The sequence below is a fragment of the Micromonospora mirobrigensis genome, assembly GCF_900091555.1.
GTDB classification, from domain to species: Bacteria; Actinomycetota; Actinomycetes; order Mycobacteriales; family Micromonosporaceae; genus Micromonospora; species Micromonospora mirobrigensis.
Genome location: NZ_FMCX01000002.1, coordinates 1 through 14,605, shown reverse-complemented (window position 1 = coordinate 14,605; position 14,605 = coordinate 1). Strand labels below are relative to the sequence as shown.

16 protein-coding genes are annotated in these 14,605 nt (G+C 74.3%); 9 read left to right on the top strand and 7 right to left on the bottom strand.

Annotation, left to right across the window (positions count from 1 at the left end; translation table 11 throughout):
- Positions 1-18 precede the first annotated feature (18 nt).
- Positions 19-1,506 (top strand): flavin-containing monooxygenase, encoded by a 1,488-nt coding sequence (locus GA0070564_RS07425; protein WP_091604767.1) that lies wholly within the window; start codon positions 19-21, stop codon positions 1,504-1,506.
- Between the two features lie 32 nt (positions 1,507-1,538).
- Positions 1,539-2,432 carry an SDR family NAD(P)-dependent oxidoreductase gene (locus tag GA0070564_RS07420; RefSeq protein ID WP_091604765.1) on the top strand — a complete coding sequence of 298 codons (894 nt, stop codon included), beginning with the start codon at positions 1,539-1,541 and terminating at the stop codon, positions 2,430-2,432.
- Between the two features lie 6 nt (positions 2,433-2,438).
- On the opposite strand, the gene GA0070564_RS07415 is transcribed toward GA0070564_RS07420, so the two are convergent.
- Together GA0070564_RS07415 and GA0070564_RS07410 are read right to left on the bottom strand one after the other, a co-directional pair.
- Entirely contained in the window at positions 2,439-3,899 is a 1,461-nt protein-coding gene (locus GA0070564_RS07415; protein ID WP_091604762.1) for a cryptochrome/photolyase family protein, read from the bottom strand.
- Positions 3,896-4,816, bottom strand: a complete 921-nt coding sequence (locus GA0070564_RS07410) for a glycosyltransferase family 2 protein (RefSeq protein ID WP_091604759.1) — start codon at positions 4,814-4,816, stop codon at positions 3,896-3,898. Before GA0070564_RS07410 ends, GA0070564_RS07415 begins: the two co-directional genes overlap by 4 nt.
- Before the next feature lie 130 nt (positions 4,817-4,946).
- Between GA0070564_RS07410 and GA0070564_RS07405 the strand changes: the two genes are divergently transcribed.
- Both GA0070564_RS07405 and GA0070564_RS07400 read left to right on the top strand, forming a co-directional pair.
- Positions 4,947-5,612 (top strand): GntR family transcriptional regulator, encoded by a 666-nt coding sequence (locus tag GA0070564_RS07405; protein WP_091604756.1) that lies wholly within the window; start codon positions 4,947-4,949, stop codon positions 5,610-5,612.
- Positions 5,609-6,910, top strand: coding sequence for an MFS transporter (locus tag GA0070564_RS07400; protein ID WP_245669855.1), 1,302 nt, complete (start codon positions 5,609-5,611; stop codon positions 6,908-6,910). Before GA0070564_RS07405 ends, GA0070564_RS07400 begins: the two co-directional genes overlap by 4 nt.
- Positions 6,911-6,988: 78 nt before the next feature.
- Here the strand turns inward: GA0070564_RS07400 and GA0070564_RS07395 are convergent, their stop codons facing one another.
- Positions 6,989-7,408 carry a hypothetical protein gene (locus tag GA0070564_RS07395; RefSeq protein ID WP_091606876.1) on the bottom strand — a complete coding sequence of 140 codons (420 nt, stop codon included), beginning with the start codon at positions 7,406-7,408 and terminating at the stop codon, positions 6,989-6,991.
- A gap of 131 nt (positions 7,409-7,539) precedes the next feature.
- Between GA0070564_RS07395 and GA0070564_RS07390 the strand changes: the two genes are divergently transcribed.
- Together GA0070564_RS07390 and GA0070564_RS07385 are read left to right on the top strand one after the other, a co-directional pair.
- A complete protein-coding gene (locus tag GA0070564_RS07390) occupies positions 7,540-8,628 on the top strand; it encodes an S-(hydroxymethyl)mycothiol dehydrogenase (protein ID WP_091604753.1) in 1,089 nt (362 codons plus the stop codon).
- Complete coding sequence (locus GA0070564_RS07385; RefSeq protein WP_091604750.1) at positions 8,625-9,254, top strand: MBL fold metallo-hydrolase; 630 nt, start codon at positions 8,625-8,627, stop codon at positions 9,252-9,254. Before GA0070564_RS07390 ends, GA0070564_RS07385 begins: the two co-directional genes overlap by 4 nt.
- Before the next feature lie 7 nt (positions 9,255-9,261).
- Here the strand turns inward: GA0070564_RS07385 and tsaA are convergent, their stop codons facing one another.
- The 3 genes from tsaA to GA0070564_RS07370 are packed head-to-tail and all read right to left on the bottom strand — an operon-like array spanning position 9,262 to position 11,482.
- Complete coding sequence (gene tsaA, locus GA0070564_RS07380) at positions 9,262-9,672, bottom strand: tRNA (N6-threonylcarbamoyladenosine(37)-N6)-methyltransferase TrmO (RefSeq protein ID WP_218104893.1); 411 nt, start codon at positions 9,670-9,672, stop codon at positions 9,262-9,264.
- On the bottom strand, positions 9,669-10,616 hold the full coding sequence (locus GA0070564_RS07375) for a sensor histidine kinase (protein ID WP_091604747.1): 948 nt from the start codon (positions 10,614-10,616) through the stop codon (positions 9,669-9,671). Before GA0070564_RS07375 ends, tsaA begins: the two co-directional genes overlap by 4 nt.
- Complete coding sequence (locus GA0070564_RS07370; RefSeq protein WP_091604744.1) at positions 10,613-11,482, bottom strand: MEDS domain-containing protein; 870 nt, start codon at positions 11,480-11,482, stop codon at positions 10,613-10,615. Before GA0070564_RS07370 ends, GA0070564_RS07375 begins: the two co-directional genes overlap by 4 nt.
- A gap of 100 nt (positions 11,483-11,582) precedes the next feature.
- Here GA0070564_RS07370 and GA0070564_RS07365 point away from each other — a divergent pair, with 100 nt between their 5' ends.
- The 3 genes from GA0070564_RS07365 to GA0070564_RS07355 all read left to right on the top strand — a co-directional run bounded on the left by GA0070564_RS07365 (position 11,583) and on the right by GA0070564_RS07355 (position 14,223).
- Complete coding sequence (locus GA0070564_RS07365) at positions 11,583-12,041, top strand: VOC family protein (RefSeq protein WP_091604741.1); 459 nt, start codon at positions 11,583-11,585, stop codon at positions 12,039-12,041.
- 251 nt (positions 12,042-12,292) lie between these two features.
- Positions 12,293-13,000, top strand: coding sequence for a hypothetical protein (locus GA0070564_RS07360; protein ID WP_091604738.1), 708 nt, complete (start codon positions 12,293-12,295; stop codon positions 12,998-13,000).
- Positions 13,001-13,629: 629 nt separating this feature from the next.
- On the top strand, positions 13,630-14,223 hold the full coding sequence (locus GA0070564_RS07355; RefSeq protein WP_091604735.1) for a hypothetical protein: 594 nt from the start codon (positions 13,630-13,632) through the stop codon (positions 14,221-14,223).
- Between the two features lie 76 nt (positions 14,224-14,299).
- Here the strand turns inward: GA0070564_RS07355 and GA0070564_RS07350 are convergent.
- Positions 14,300-14,605, bottom strand: a 306-nt coding sequence (locus GA0070564_RS07350) for a transposase (protein ID WP_141714716.1), incomplete at its 5' end; no start/stop codon positions are given.

Below are 14,605 nucleotides of genomic sequence, written 5' to 3'. Positions count from 1 at the left end.
AGGGTGTTGACTGTCCCCATGGCCATCGACCACGTCGACGTGCTGATCGTCGGTGCCGGGCTGTCCGGCATCGGCGCCGCCGTCCACCTGCGCCGCAACTGCCCCGACAAGACCTACGCGGTGCTCGAGGCGCGCGGCGCGATCGGTGGCACCTGGGACCTGTTCCGCTACCCGGGGATCCGCTCGGACTCCGACATGTACACCCTCGGCTACTCGTTCAAGCCGTGGACCGCCGCCAAGGCCATCGCCGACGGCGACTCCATCCGGGACTACGTCAACGACACGGCCCGGGAGTACGGCGTCGACGAGCACATCCGCTTCCACCACAAGGTGGTCCGCGCCGAGTGGGACAGCGGCACCGCCCGCTGGACGGTGCACGCCCACCGCGCCGACACCGCCGAGGACGTGGTCCTCACCTGCGACTTCCTCTTCACCTGCTCCGGCTACTACCGCTACGACGAGGGCTACACCCCGCAGCTGCCGGGCGTCGAGCGCTACACCGGCCGGCTGGTGCACCCGCAGCACTGGCCCGCCGACCTGGATCACACCGGCAAGCGGGTGGTGGTGATCGGCAGCGGCGCCACCGCGGTCACCCTGGTCCCGGCGATGGCCCGGCAGGCCGCCCACGTCACCATGCTCCAGCGCTCACCGACGTACGTCATCTCGCTGCCCTCGCGCGACCCGCTCGCCGACGCGCTGCGGCGCCGGCTGCCGGCGAAGGCCGCGTATCCCATCGTCCGCTGGAAGAACGTCCTGCTCGGGGTGGCGAACTTCCAGCTCAGCCGGCGCGCCCCCGGCGTGGTCAAGGCGCTGCTGCGCCGGGCCGCCAAGGGCAAGCTGCCCGTCGGGTACGACGTCGACCGGCACTTCTCACCCCGCTACGACCCGTGGGACCAGCGGCTCTGCGTGGTTCCCGACGGCGACCTGTTCGCCGCCGTGAAATCGGGCCGGGCGGCGGTGGTCACCGACACCATCGACACCTTCACCGAGCATGGGCTGCGGCTCGCCTCCGGCGAGGAGCTGCCCGCCGACGTCGTGGTCACCGCCACCGGGCTCAACCTGCTCGCCTTCGGCGGGATGACCCTGTCGGTCGACGGCGCCGACGTCGACCTGGCCGACACCGTGGCCTACAAGGGCATGATGCTCTCCGGCGTGCCGAACTTCGCCATGACCATCGGCTACACCAACGCCTCCTGGACGCTCAAGGCCGACCTGGTCGCCACCTACGTCTGCCGGCTGCTGCGCCACCTGGACGCCACCGGGCAGCAGATCGTCACCCCGCTCGCCCCGGACACCGCCGACCTCGAGCCGATCATCGACCTGAAGTCGGGGTACGTGCTGCGCGCCGTGGACCAGCTGCCCAAGCAGGGGCCGGCCGCGCCGTGGCGGCTGCACCAGAACTACCCCCGCGACGTGCTGCTGATGCGGCACGGCCGGCTCACCGACGAAGGCGTCCGCTTCTCCCGCGCCACCGCCCCGACCACCCCCGCCACCCCGGTCGCCTGACGGCGCACCGCTGGCGGAAAGGAGCCGTACCGATGCGTGACTTCGTCTTTCTCGGCGGAACCGCCGTGGTCACCGGCGCCGCCAGCGGCATCGGCGAGGCGCTGGCCCACGGGCTGGCCCGCCGCGGCGCCGACCTGGTCCTGCTCGACCGGGACGCCGACCGACTCGACGCGGTGGCCGCCGCCATCCGCGCCGCGCACGCCGGCCGCGCGGTCGACACCCACGTGGTCGACCTGGCCGACCCGGACGCCACCGACCGGGTCGCCGCGACCGTCCGTGCCGCGCACCCACGGATCCGGCTGCTGGTCAACAACGCCGGGGTGGCGCTGGGCGGCCGCTTCGACCAGGTCACCCTGGAGGAGTTCAACTGGGTGATCGACATCAACTTCCGGGCCGTGGTCCGGCTGACCCACGCCCTGCTGCCCGCGCTCAAGGCCGAGCCCGGCGCCCACCTGGTCAACGTCTCCAGCCTGTTCGGGCTGATCGCCCCCGCCGGGCAGGCCGCCTACTCGGCGAGCAAGTTCGCGGTGCGCGGCTTCACCGAGGCGCTGCGGCACGAGCTGGTCGACGAGGGCGTCGGCGTCACCTCCGTGCACCCCGGCGGCATCGCCACCCGGATCGCCTCCAGCGCCCGGGTCGGTAGCGGCGTGTCGGTGCAGGAGTACGAGGAGGGCCGCCGGCAGTTCGAGAAGCTGCTCTCCATCCCGCCGGCGAAGGCCGCCGAGGTGATCCTGCGCGGGGTGCGACGCCGGCGCGGCCGGGTCCTGATCGGCTGGTCGGCCAAGCTGCCCGACCTGCTGGCCCGGGTGGCCCCCGCGTCGTACGGGCGGCTGCTGGCCGTCGGGCTCAACCGCGCGGCGGGCGGCCCGGCCAGCCGGTCCACCGCCCGCCTGGAGCCCGCCGACCCGGTTGCCACGGTGGACTGAACCGGGTCAGGGCGGGCTGCTGCCGCGCTTCTCCTCCTGGGCCAGCACCGCGTCGCGCCGCTCCGGGTCGTCGCGGTCGGCCAGCTCGGCGGCGAGCCGCGGATCCCCGGCGAGGCGCACCCGGTTGCGGTGCAGGAACGCCTCGAACCCCCCGGTGTACGGGCAGGCCAGGTCGCCGAGCACCCGCTGCGGCTGGTAGCGGCAGCCGGCGCAGTAGTCGCTGAGCTCGTCGATGTAGCTGCCGTCCACCGCGTACGGGCGGGTGTCCACCCGGGCCAGGTCGGCGTACTGGCTCATCCCGACCACGGTCGTGTTCATCACCCAGTCGGCGCCGTCGACGAAGGAGTTCCGGAACCACTCGACCAGCTCGGTGGGGCGCCAGCCCCGTTGCAGGGCGTAGTTGCCGAGCACCAGCAGCCGCTGCGGGTGGTGCGCCCAGGCCCGGTCCCGCACCCCGGCCAGCACGTGCGACAGGCAGCGCGCCTCCACCGCGTCGGCGTCCAGCTCGACGAACCAGTCCGGCAGCGACTCGCCGGCGGCCAGCCAGTCCTGGCCGCGGAACTGCGGCGCGAAGTACCAGTAGAGCTGCCAGAGGAACTCCCGCCAGCCGAAGAGCTGCCGCACGAACGGGGCCACCGCGGCCAGCGGCACCCGGCCGGTGCGCCAGGCCCGCTCGGCGGCCCGTACGGCCGGCTCCGGGTCGAGCAGGCCGAGGTTGAACGAGGAGGAGAGCACGCTGTGCGCCAGCAGCGGATCACCGGCGCTCATCACCTCCTCGAACCGGCCGTACTCGGGCAGCCGGTGGCGCAGGAAGTGCCGCAGCCGGGCCGTGGCCTCGGCGTGGGTGGCCGGATGCTGGCGGGGCCCGTCCCGGCCCACGAAGCGGACGCCCTCGGCGGCCCAGCGGTCCAGGTCGCGGCGCACCTGCGCGTCGATCTCGTCCTCGACCACCGGCGGCGGCGGTGGCACCTCCAGCGCGGTGGCGCGGGCGGGCGCGGCGGCGCGCCGCGCCCGGGCCGGCTCCGCCGGACCGTCGGTCAGCACCCGGTGCCGGCGGCAGGCGTGCCGGTACCACTCCTCCATCCGCAGCGGCCCTCGCCGGGGCTGGTCGGCCCACGCGGCGAACTCGGCCCGGTCGGTGACGAAACCCCGGGGTGGCAGCACCGTCACCGCGTCGGCCGAGTGGGCGATCTCCAGCGTCGTCCGCGAGGTCGGGTGGCAGACCTCCACCGGACCGTCCACCCGGGCCAGCGCCTCGCGGTAGGTGTCGGCGCGGACCAGCAGGGCCCGGTCGCCCAGCTCGGCGGCCCGGTGGCGCAGGGCGGAGAGGAGCAGGTGCGCCTTCTGCCGGTGGGTCGGCCGGCGGCCGAGCAGCTCCCGGGTCTCGATCAGCAGCACCGGCTGCCGGTCGTCGTCGAGGAAGTGCGGGCCGAGCTGGTCGGCGAGCAGCCACCGGCGAGCAGTCATCCGTCGATTCTGCCGGCTGCGACCGCCGTGCGTCCCGGTGCGGTCGGCGTGTCCGCGATGTGATCCGGCCGACCTCCGCCGTCGTGCTCCAGCACGGCGAGATCCCGCTCCACATCGGACGGCAGCGGGCGTCGGTGCCGCAGCGCCCAACCCAGCTCGCGCGCCACGTCGACCAGCGCGGCCCGTTGCCGCGGCGCCCGCCAGGCCCGGACCACCTCACCGAGGACCACCCGGCCGGGGCGCCGCAACGCGGCGGTCAGCAGCCGGTTGCGCGCCTCGACGCGCGTCCGGGCGCCCGGGTCCCGGCCGTCGGGCTGCGGCAGGTGGTGGGCCACCAGCTCCGGCACGTACGCCAGGTTCCAGCCGGCGGCGGCCAGGTCCATCGCCAGCAGCGCCTCCTCGCCGTACGTGCCGAGCCGCTCGGTGAACCCGCCCACCCGCCGGTACGCCTCGCGGCGCAGCACCACGGCGCAGCCGAGGAAGCCCAGCACGGTGGGGCCGGGCGCCCCCGGGGCGGTGCCGAGCGGCGCCGCCGCCATCGCCGGGCAGATCGGGTCGAGCCGTCGCTCCGGCCCGACCAGCACCCGGGCGGCCAGCAGAGCGGTGCCGGGGTGGGCGTGCAGCAGGGCGACGGCCCGCTCCAACGCGCCGGGCGCCCAGTACGAGTCGTCGTCGGCGAACGCCACGAAGGGGGTGTCGGCGGCGCCCACCCCGGCGTTGCGGGCCGCTCCGGCGCCGGCGTTGCGGCCCAGCTCGATGACCCGGATGTCGGGGAACGCCGCGCGGACGGCCGCCGGGGTGCCGTCGGTTGAGCCGTTGTCCACCACGATCACCGGCGCGGCGTGCCGGGCGAGGGTCTCCAGCAGTTGGTGCCGCCGGTTGCGGGTGGCCACCACCACGGTCACGTCGGTCGTCATGGCCGCCCTGGTACCCGCCGGCGGCGATCTCACGCCGCGACCGGCCGGCCGGATGATCCCGGACTGAGACGGCGGCCACCCCGACGGCGGTCGGCTGTGGCGCCACCCCGCTGGGACGCATCATAGATACATGACGCATCCCAGCCCCGCGGCGGCGCGCCCGACCGTCCCGTCGGCCGCCGAGCGGGCGTACCGGCACCTCAAACGGTCGATCCTGGAGCAGGTGTACCCGGGCGGTTCGCTGGTCAGCGAGGGCGAGATCGCCGAGGCCGCCGGGGTGTCCCGCACCCCCGTCCGGGAGGCGCTGCTCCGCCTGGAGGCCGAGGGGCTGGTCGCCCTCTACCCGAAGCGCGGCGCGCTGATCCGGCCCGTGTCGGCCCGGGAGATCGCCGACGTGATCGAGGCCCGCCGGCTGGTCGAGCTGCACGCCGCCGAACGCGTCTGGCCCGGGCGCGCCGCGCTCCGCCCCGACCTGACCCGGTGGCTGGCCGAGATGCGCACCGCCCACGCGGCGGGCGACGTCCGGGCCCTGATGGCCGCCGACCGCGCGTTCCACGCCACCGTCGTCGAGGCCGCCGGCAACGAGATCCTCGCCGAGCTGTACCACCGGCTGCGCGACCGGCAGCTGCGGATGGGGGAGGCGACCTTCCGGCTCTCGCCCGGCTGGGCCGAGGTGGCGCTGACCGAACACGCCGCGCAGCTCGCCGCCCTCGACGGCGACGACCCGCAGCCCTGGCTGGCCGCCGTCGCCGGGCACATCGACAACGCCGCCGCCGTGCTGCGGACCCTGCGGTGAGCGCCCCGACCACGACCCGCGGCCGCTCGCCCTGGCTGGTCTGGGCGGTGGCGCTCAGCGCGTACGTGGCGGCGGTGTTCCACCGCAGCTCGCTCGGCGTCACCGGGGTCGACGCCGCCGACCGGTTCGGGATCAACGCCTCCGCGCTGGCCACCTTCTCCGTCGCCCAGCTGGCCGTCTACGCCGCCATGCAGGTGCCGGTGGGAGTGCTGCTGGACCGGTACGGCTCGCGCCGGCTGCTGCTGGCCGGCGGAGCGCTGATGGTCGCCGGGCAGCTCTGCTTCGCCCTCGCCGGCGACGTGCCCCTGGCGGTCGCCGCCCGGGTGCTGGTCGGCCTGGGCGACGCGATGACCTTCATCAGCGTGCTGCGCATCGTGGCGTTCTGGTTCCCCGGCCGGCGCAACCCGCTGCTGGTGCAGCTGACCGGGACCTTCGGCCAGCTCGGGGCGGTGCTCGGCGCCGTACCCCTGGTGGCCCTGCTGCACCGGGCCGGCTGGACCCCGGCGTTCCTGACCGCGGCGGCGCTCGGGGCCACCGTCCTGCTGGTGGTGCTCGTCGTGGTCCGCGACACCCCGCACCGCGAGCACGCCGCCGCCGTCGCCCCCGACCTGGCCACCGTACGCCGGCAGCTCGCCGCCGCCTGGGGGCATCCCGGCACCCGGCTCGGCCTGTGGACGCACTTCGTCACCCAGTTCTCCGGCACCGTCTTCGCGCTGCTCTGGGGCTATCCGTTCCTGGTGCAGGGGCAGGGGCTGGCGCCCACCGCGGCGGCCTCGCTGCTGACCCTGATGACCCTGGGCAGCCTGGTGGCCGGCCCGGTCATCGCCCACCTCTGCGCCCGGCACCCGTTCCACCGCTCGGCGCTGGTGCTCGCGGTGACCGGCGCGACGGCGGCGGTCTGGACCGTCGTGCTGGCCTGGCCCGGTCGTGCGCCGGCCTGGCTGCTGGTGGCGCTGGTGCTGGTCCTCGCGGTCAACGGCCCCGGCTCGGTGATCGGCTTCGACTACGCCCGCACGTTCAACCCCACCCACCGCATCGGCAGCGCCACCGGCATCGTCAACGTGGGCGGCTTCGTCGCCTCGATCACGGTGGTGCTCGCCGTCGGGGTGCTGCTCGACCTCGCCACCCCGGCCGGTCGGCCGGCGCCGTCGCTGGACGCCTTCCGCGCGGCCTTCGCCGTGCAGTACCTGCTCTGGGCGTTGGGCGCGGTGCAGGTGCTGCGCTACCGCCGGGCCGCCCGCCGCCGGGTCGCCGCCGAACGCTCCACCGTCCCGGTGCCCGCCCCGGTGAACGGCTGACCCCCGCCCGGGCGGAGGCGGTGGCCGCTGCGCCGCGCCGGGTGGCGGCTCGGCGCGGCGCCGCCGGGCCGGTGTGTCTCAGCGGCGCCGGCGGCGGTGGGTGAACGAGTCCAGCACCAGGGTGAGGCCGGCGGCGACCAGCCAGGAGTCCTTGGCGATCGGGATGCCCGCCTGGGTCGGCCGCAGGCTGTTCGGCTCGCGCAGCCCCGGCGTCTTCAGGTAGAGCTGGACCAGGCCGGCGCCGAAGCCGGCGAGCCCGAGTCCGGCCAGCGCCGACGGCACGAACGGGGCGAGCAGCGCCGCACCGAGGGCGATCTCGGCCCGGGAGAGCAGCTTCGCGAACCGGTCCGGCTCCAGCTCCCCGAGCTGCGGGATGGCGCCGACGGCCATGCCGTGCATCCCGGCGGCGGCCTCACCCTCCAGTGTCCGTTTGCCGAGCCCGGAATTCAGGATGAACGCGCCGATGACGACCCGCAGCGGCGCATGCGTCAACCTCATGATCACTCCCGTCGCTACCGGAAAGGTGCCCCCGCCTACCCGGCGACGGCCGGGCTAACCACCGGAGCGTGCCGTGGCCGGCGCCCGGGCGGTAGGTTCGCGGGGAGAGCAGTCCCGACCAAGGAGGCACGGTGAGCCAGGAAGTCCGGGGAGTCGTCTCGCGGCGCAAGGGCGCGCCGGTGGAGGTCACCACCATCGTGGTGCCCGACCCGGGGCCGGGCGAGGCGGTGGTCCGCGTCCAGTCCTGCGGGGTCTGCCACACCGACCTGCACTACCGCGAGGGCGGCATCAACGACGACTACCCGTTCCTGCTCGGCCACGAGGCCGCCGGCGTCGTCGAGCAGGTCGGTGCCGGGGTCACCGACGTCGCCCCCGGCGACTTCGTGGTGCTCAACTGGCGGGCCGTCTGCGGCCAGTGCCGGGCCTGCCGGCGCGGCCGACCGTGGTACTGCTTCGCCACCCACAACGCCACCCAGAAGATGACCCTCACCGACGGCACCGAGCTGACCCCGGCGTTGGGCATCGGCGCGTTCGCGGAGAAGACGCTGGTGCACGCCGGTCAGTGCACCAAGGTCGACGCGTCGGCCCGACCGGCCGCCGTGGGCCTGCTCGGCTGCGGCGTGATGGCCGGCCTGGGCGCGGCCATGAACACCGGCCAGGTCACCCGGGGCGACTCGGTCGCGGTGATCGGCTGCGGTGGGGTCGGCGACGCGGCGGTGGCCGGCGCGGCCCTGGCCGGCGCGACCACCATCATCGCCGTGGACACCGACTCCCGGAAGCTCGACTGGGCGCGGAAGTTCGGCGCCACCCACACCGTCAACGCCTCCGAGGACGACCCGGTCGAGGCGATCCGCGCCGCCACCGGCGGGTTCGGCGCCGACGTGGTCATCGACGCGGTCGGTCGCCCGGAGACCTGGAAGCAGGCCTTCTACGCCCGGGACCTGGCCGGCACCGTCGTGCTGGTCGGCGTACCCACCCCGCAGATGACGATCGACCTGCCGCTGCTGGACGTCTTCGGCCGTGGCGGCGCGCTCAGGTCCAGCTGGTACGGCGACTGCCTGCCCAGCCGCGACTTCCCGATGCTCACCGAGCTCTACCGGCAGGGTCGCCTCGACCTGGACGCCTTCGTCACCGAGGAGATCGCCCTGGACCAGGTGGAGGAGGCGTTCACCCGGATGCACCAGGGGGACGTGCTGCGTTCGGTGGTGGTCTTCCCGTGACCGCCCGCGTCGACCACGCCGTCACCTCCGGCACCTTCTCCCTCGACGGGCAGACCTTCGACGTCGACAACAACGTCTGGGTGGTCGGCGACGACACCGAGTGCGTGGTGCTCGACGCGCCGCACGACGTGTCGGCCATCCTGCGCGCCGTCGGCGGCCGCCGGGTGGTCGCCGTCCTGGCCACCCACGCCCACGACGACCACGTACGCGTCGCGCCGGAGCTGGCCCGAGCCACCGGCGCCCCGGTGCTGCTGCACCCCGCCGACCGGGTGCTCTGGGACCTGGTCCACCCGGACACCCCGCCGGACGGGGAGCTGGCCGACGGGCAGGCCGTCGACGTCGCCGGGACGACCCTGCGGGTGCTGCACACCCCCGGCCACAGCCCCGGCGCGTGCAGCCTGTACGCGGCCGACCTGGCGGCGGTGTTCACCGGCGACACCCTCTTCGCCGGTGGGCCGGGCGCCACCGGCCGCTCGTACAGCGACTTCGACACCATCGTGGAGTCGATCCGGACCCGGCTGCTCACCCTGCCCCCGCAGACGGTGGTCCACACCGGACACGGCGACGACACCACCATCGGCGCGGAGGCCCCGCACCTCGACGAGTGGATCGCCCGGGGGCACTGAGCCGGCGTCAGCGCTCGCCGTCGAGGACCGGCTTGACGTCGAGCACCGGCGTCCCGTCCAGCGCCTCGAGGTCCGCGACCCGGACCCGCACGCCGTCGACCGCCAGCACCCGCACCCGGTGCAGCCCGATCGGGTTGGGCCGGTGCGGGGAGCGGGTGGCGAACACCCCGGTCAGCGGGCGGGTACGGTCACCGCGCGGGTGCACCGCCAGCACGTCGCGGCGGGCCCGGTCCAGCCAGGTCAGCACCAGCACGTCGGCGCCCGGCCGCAGGTCGCGCAGCGCCGGGGCGTACGGGTCGGCAAAGACCAGCCACGCGGGTGGGGCGCCCTCGTCGCCCTGTCTCGGCGCCAGCTCGGGGTCGGTCAGCGGCGACTCCACCCGGCCGACCGGGCGCAGCGCGTACCCGTCCGCGGTCACCCGACGGCCGTCCCGAGCCGCACGTGCAGCCGCACGGTGGTGCCGGCCGGTGCGGTGTGCACCAGCACCAGGTCACAGAGGGCGTGCACGATGACCAGGCCCCGCCCGCCGACACCGTCGTGTCCGGGGGCCAGCCGTCCGGCGAGGGGATCGGTGAGCCGGCCGGCGTCCCGGATCTCGCAGACCAGGTGCTCGTCGGTGGACCAGACCCGCAGCCCGCCGGACCCGCCGCCGTGGGCGACGCTGTTGGCCGCCAGCTCGGTGACCGCGATCAGCAGGTCGTCGGTGCGGTCCGGGTCCAGCCCGGCGCCGGCCGCGTGCCCGGTGACGAAGCGGCGTACCTGGGCCAGGGTGTCCAGCCGGTAGTCCAGGGTGGCCACCGGACCGGTCGGGTCGGGCAGCGGCCGGTTGTGCCGGGCCACCACGTCGTCGGGCGCATAGCCGCCGCTGGGCCGCCGGCCGGCGCGGTCCACCAGCACCGGGTGCGTGCACCGCGCCTCGGCCAGCGCCCCCGCGGAGAGGCCGACCGCGTCGTACGGGCAGAGGATGCTCATCGGCCGGGCCGCGAAGGCTGCGTTGATCATCGCCTCGTGCTGGGCGCAGGCCCGGTACTCGTGGGCGGTCCGGCCCGCCCAGATCGGCTCGCCGATGATGCGTACCCGTTGCTCGGGATGCCGGTCGGCGAAGGCCTGCAACACCCACGGGATGATCCGGCCGGGGTTGCGGCCGGCCTGCGTCATGTCGGCCCACCCCACGCGGTCGGCGGCCGTGCCCAGCGCGGCCCGCAGCGGTTCCCTGGTCCGGGCGGGGGCGGCGACCATGACCGGCTCGTCCCGGCGCAGTCCATCCTCGACGAAGGAGACGGTGCCGGCGAGCAGGTCGGTGGTGTTCGTGTAGAGAAGTCCCTCGTGGATCAGGCCATTGGCGGCCGTGCGGGCGCTCATGCCGGTCGCTCCGCGAGGTTCCCCGCCTCGGTGGCGGCGACCAGGTCGAGCAGGCGGACCAGGGTCGGCCGGCAACCGACGAGGCGCACTTCGGTCGGCCTTCCGCGGAGCACCCCGGCCAGGGTGTGCGCGCCGTCGACGTCGGCGAAGCTGAGTTCCGACACGTCGAGCACCGCGGGTCGCGCGCCCGGCCGCTCACCGGTCAGCTCGGCGAGGACCGCCTGGAACGCGTTGCGGTTGCTCCGGTCGACCTGCCCCACCAGTCGCAGACCGGCCGGCTCGACGGTCCGGTACGCCCGCAGCATGGGCCGCCAGGTGCGCCCGACGTGCGGCCCGGCGCTGCCCGGGTGGGCGGCGACGACGGCCCGCATCTGCGCCGGCGGGAAGAGCCGTCGGTCGTAGAGGCACATGCCGACCGCCCGGCCGTCCAGGAAGAGCTGGTTGAGGCCGGCCTCGTACCGGCTCAGCTCGGCCACGCCCACGCCTGTCCGCCGCACCCAGGCCATGTCCCCGACCAGCCGCAGTCCGGGGTGGTTCTCCCGCTCCGCCCGGTCGATCTCGTCCGCCAGCCCGGCGATCATCGCGTCGCCCAGGAACGGGCCGTCGGGCAGGTAGCTCTCCGTCGCCGGGACGACCCGCAGCGCCCCGGTGGCCAGCGCGCTCTCCGTGGGCACACCGGCCGTCTCCAGCCGCTGTCGCATGCCTGCCGGGGTGACCGTGTCGGTGTAGCAGATGACCTTCTGGCCGAGTCGCAGGCCGGTGGCGACGAAGGTGACGGCGGCATCCAGGCCGTCGGCCTCGTCGTCGTACGCCCAACAGATGTGGTCGCCCAGCTGGAGCTGGTCGACCACCGAGCTTGCCGTCACCGTCTTCCGCCTTTCGCGGTTCGCGCCCCACTGTAACGTTCGGCACCGACCGGCAGAACCGGCCCGCCAGGCGGCCTCGGGGGCGCTAGGATCGGCGGCCGTGACCGATGCCGGCCGACCCCCGACCGTACGCCAGCTGCGCCTCGTGGTCGAGGCCGAGGACCACGACGCTGCGGTGGCGTTCTTCCGCGACGTCCTGGGTCTGTCCGAGCAGGCCGCTTTCTCCGGTGGGGACGGCGCCCGCGTGGTGATCCTCGAGGCCGGCCGGGCCACCCTGGAGCTCGCCAATCCGGCGCAGAAGCGGCTGATCGACGAGGTCGAGGTGGGGCGGCAGGTGGCGCCGCGGATCCGGGTGGCCTTCGAGGTGGACGACACCCGCGCCGTCACCGAACGCCTGGTCGCCGGCGGTGCGGTCGAGGTCGCCCCGCCGACCGTCACCCCGTGGCGGTCGCTCAACGCCCGCCTCGACGCGCCCGCCGGGCTGCACGTCACGGTCTTTCAGGAGCTGACCGACCTCGACGAACGGGCCGCCCTGGACGGTTTCGGCACCGACGCCTGATCCGAGCCTCGCCGCCACCGACACGCCCTGCGGAGCGCCGCTGCGACCTTCGGGCGCGGCCGGTCCCGGCTGCCCGGTACGCGGCGTGACCTGGACCGCAGCCGTCCGCTCCTGAGGGCAATTCCGGAATGACGGATACGCGAAGCAGGTTGGTTCCCCCGTACGGCCGGGCCGCAAACCCGTACCGCCCGGTAGTTCCCCCAGGGGCGCTCACCCCGGAGCGCGTCGTAACGATCGAAAGGGCAACCATCGTGAAGCAGCACTTCACTCGATGGCTCCCCGCCATCGCGAAGACCGCCGTCGCGAAGACCCCGAACAGCAGGACCGCGCTGACCGTCGCGGGCGTCGCCGCCCTCGGCGGCCTCGCGTTCGGCCCCACCGCCGTCGCCGCACCCGTCACCAGCGGCCCGCACGCCGGAGCCACCGCGGCCATCGAACTGGCCACCGGTAAGCGGGGCGCCACTGTCGAGTCGGCGCTGACCACCGGCGGCGACAAGGTCCCGACCAAGGCCGGCCGGCCCGACCGGGAGAAGCTGATCCCGCACGGTGTCGAGGGCGCGCAGTCGCGCATCCCGCTCGACGACGCGCAGCTCGCCAACGCCAGGGCCATCGTGAAGGCGGCCAAGGAGAGCGGTGTGGGGGAGCGGGGCGCCGTGATCGGTGTCGCCACCTCGCTCCAGGAATCGAAGCTGTACAACCTCGGCCACCTCGGCGCGTACAACGACCACGACTCGCAGGGCCTGTTCCAGCAGCGCCCGTCGTCCGGTTGGGGCTCGCCCGAGCAGATCACCGACCCCGACTACTCGGCCAAGGCGTTCTTCGGCGCGCTGAAGAACATCGGCGGTTGGCGGGACCTGCCGCTGACCACGGCCGCGCAGACCGTCCAGGTCTCCGCCTTCCCCTACGCGTACGCGCAGTGGGAGGAGCAGGCGGCGGACATCGTCGCCCAGCTGTGGTGACGGGCGGGTGACCGACTGACAGCACCGGGCCGGCCGGCTCCCGATCCACCGGGGGCCGGCCGGCCCTCCCGCATCCCGGCCGGGTGGCCAGCAGGGGTCCTTCCGCTACGCACCTGTCGACTCACCGGGGCCCGGACCGGATCCGACGGGTCCCGGCATAGGTGCCTGCCTGCGGGGCGGAATCCGGACCCCGGGCACATGAACGCGCTGCGCGGCCTGGCGCCGGGCGACGAGAAGGGCGGGTGGCCGCCGCACTCGACCGGTGCGGGCGCGCTGGGGGAGATCCGGGCCATCGGCTTGGGTGGTCTGGCGGCCGATGTCCGGATCACGGGTGACCGGCGGCACCCCGGCGATGGAATGGCGGCCGAGGCGAGGTCGTTACACCCTCTGTACGACCGCAGCAGCACCCCCGGCTGCCAGCGCCGATGCCCTGACGGCTCGGGCCTGGGCTCCGGAATGATGTGGGGCCGGCGGTCGTTACACATGGTCCGCCGCCACGACGAGCCCCGCTGGGTCCGTGGCCGTGCCGGACACCAAGAACTTTCCCCTGCTTGTTGAGCGCCTGACGGTGCTTGCGCGTCGCCTGATCCCCCTCGGGTGGCGCGCCAAAACCCCCAAGGAGCTTCGTCATGAACAAGATGCTGACCAAGAGTGTGCTGGGTATTGCTGGTCTTGCTTTCACCGGTGGTGTGTTCGCCGGTCCGGTTGCCGCTCACGCCGCTGAGCCGGTGCACGCCTCCCCGGTCGCGGTGGCGGTGCAGGCCGATAAGCCGGGCGTGGACGCGAAGGCGCTGATCCCGCACGGTGTGCAGGGCAAGCAGTCGAAGATTGACCTGAACGACGAGCAGACCGGCAACGCCAAGGCGATCATCGCCGCCACGAAGAAGGCCGGTCTGCCGGAGCGGGCCGCGGTCATCTCGATCGCCACGAGCCTGCAGGAGTCGAAGCTGGAGAATCTGGGCCACCTCGGCGACCGCAACGACCATGACTCGCTGGGTCTGTTCCAGCAGCGCCCGTCCAGTGGTTGGGGTTCGCCGGAGCAGATCACCGACCCGGCCTACTCCACGACGGCGTTCCTGAAGGGTCTGAAGCAGGTCGACGGGTGGCAGGACATGCCGCTGACCGACGCCGCCCAGACGGTGCAGGTCTCGGCCTACCCGGACGCGTACGCGCAGTGGGAGCAGCAGGCCGCCGACCTGGTTGCCCAGCACTGGAACAGCTGACGCATGAACGAACGCTGGCCGGCACCCCGACGGGTGCCGGCCAGCGGCATGTCCAGCGTCGATGCTCCTATGGATGTCAAGGGGTGTTGAGGGCGGTGAAGTCGGTGAGGAGGGCGGCGTGGACCTCGCGGACGACGTATCGCTTGAGGCACCGCATGATCTCTTTCTTGCCGAGGCCCTGTTTGGTGCGTTTCTCAACGTAGGCGCGGGTTCGGGGGTCGTAGCGCATCCGGCTGAGCACGATCGTGTGCAGGGCGTTGTTCGCGGCTCGGTCGCCGCCGCGGTTGAGGCGGTGCCGGTCGATGCGTCCGCTGCTGGCGGGGATCGGGGCGGCGCCGCAGAGGTGGGCCAGGGCCGCTTCGGAACGTAGCCGGTCGGGATT

Bases quoted from the DNA above. Each gene is read 5' to 3' on its own strand.
- GA0070564_RS07425 (WP_091604767.1), top strand. From the start codon at position 19: ATGGCCATCGACCACGTCGACGTGCTGATCGTCGGTGCCGGGCTGTCC.
- GA0070564_RS07420 (WP_091604765.1), top strand. From the start codon at position 1,539: ATGCGTGACTTCGTCTTTCTCGGCGGAACCGCCGTGGTCACCGGCGCC.
- GA0070564_RS07415 (WP_091604762.1), bottom strand. From the start codon at position 3,899: ATGACTGCTCGCCGGTGGCTGCTCGCCGACCAGCTCGGCCCGCACTTC.
- GA0070564_RS07410 (WP_091604759.1), bottom strand. From the start codon at position 4,816: ATGACGACCGACGTGACCGTGGTGGTGGCCACCCGCAACCGGCGGCAC.
- GA0070564_RS07405 (WP_091604756.1), top strand. From the start codon at position 4,947: ATGACGCATCCCAGCCCCGCGGCGGCGCGCCCGACCGTCCCGTCGGCC.
- GA0070564_RS07395 (WP_091606876.1), bottom strand. From the start codon at position 7,408: ATGAGGTTGACGCATGCGCCGCTGCGGGTCGTCATCGGCGCGTTCATC.
- GA0070564_RS07375 (WP_091604747.1), bottom strand. From the start codon at position 10,616: ATGAGCGCCCGCACGGCCGCCAATGGCCTGATCCACGAGGGACTTCTC.
- GA0070564_RS07355 (WP_091604735.1), top strand. From the start codon at position 13,630: ATGAACAAGATGCTGACCAAGAGTGTGCTGGGTATTGCTGGTCTTGCT.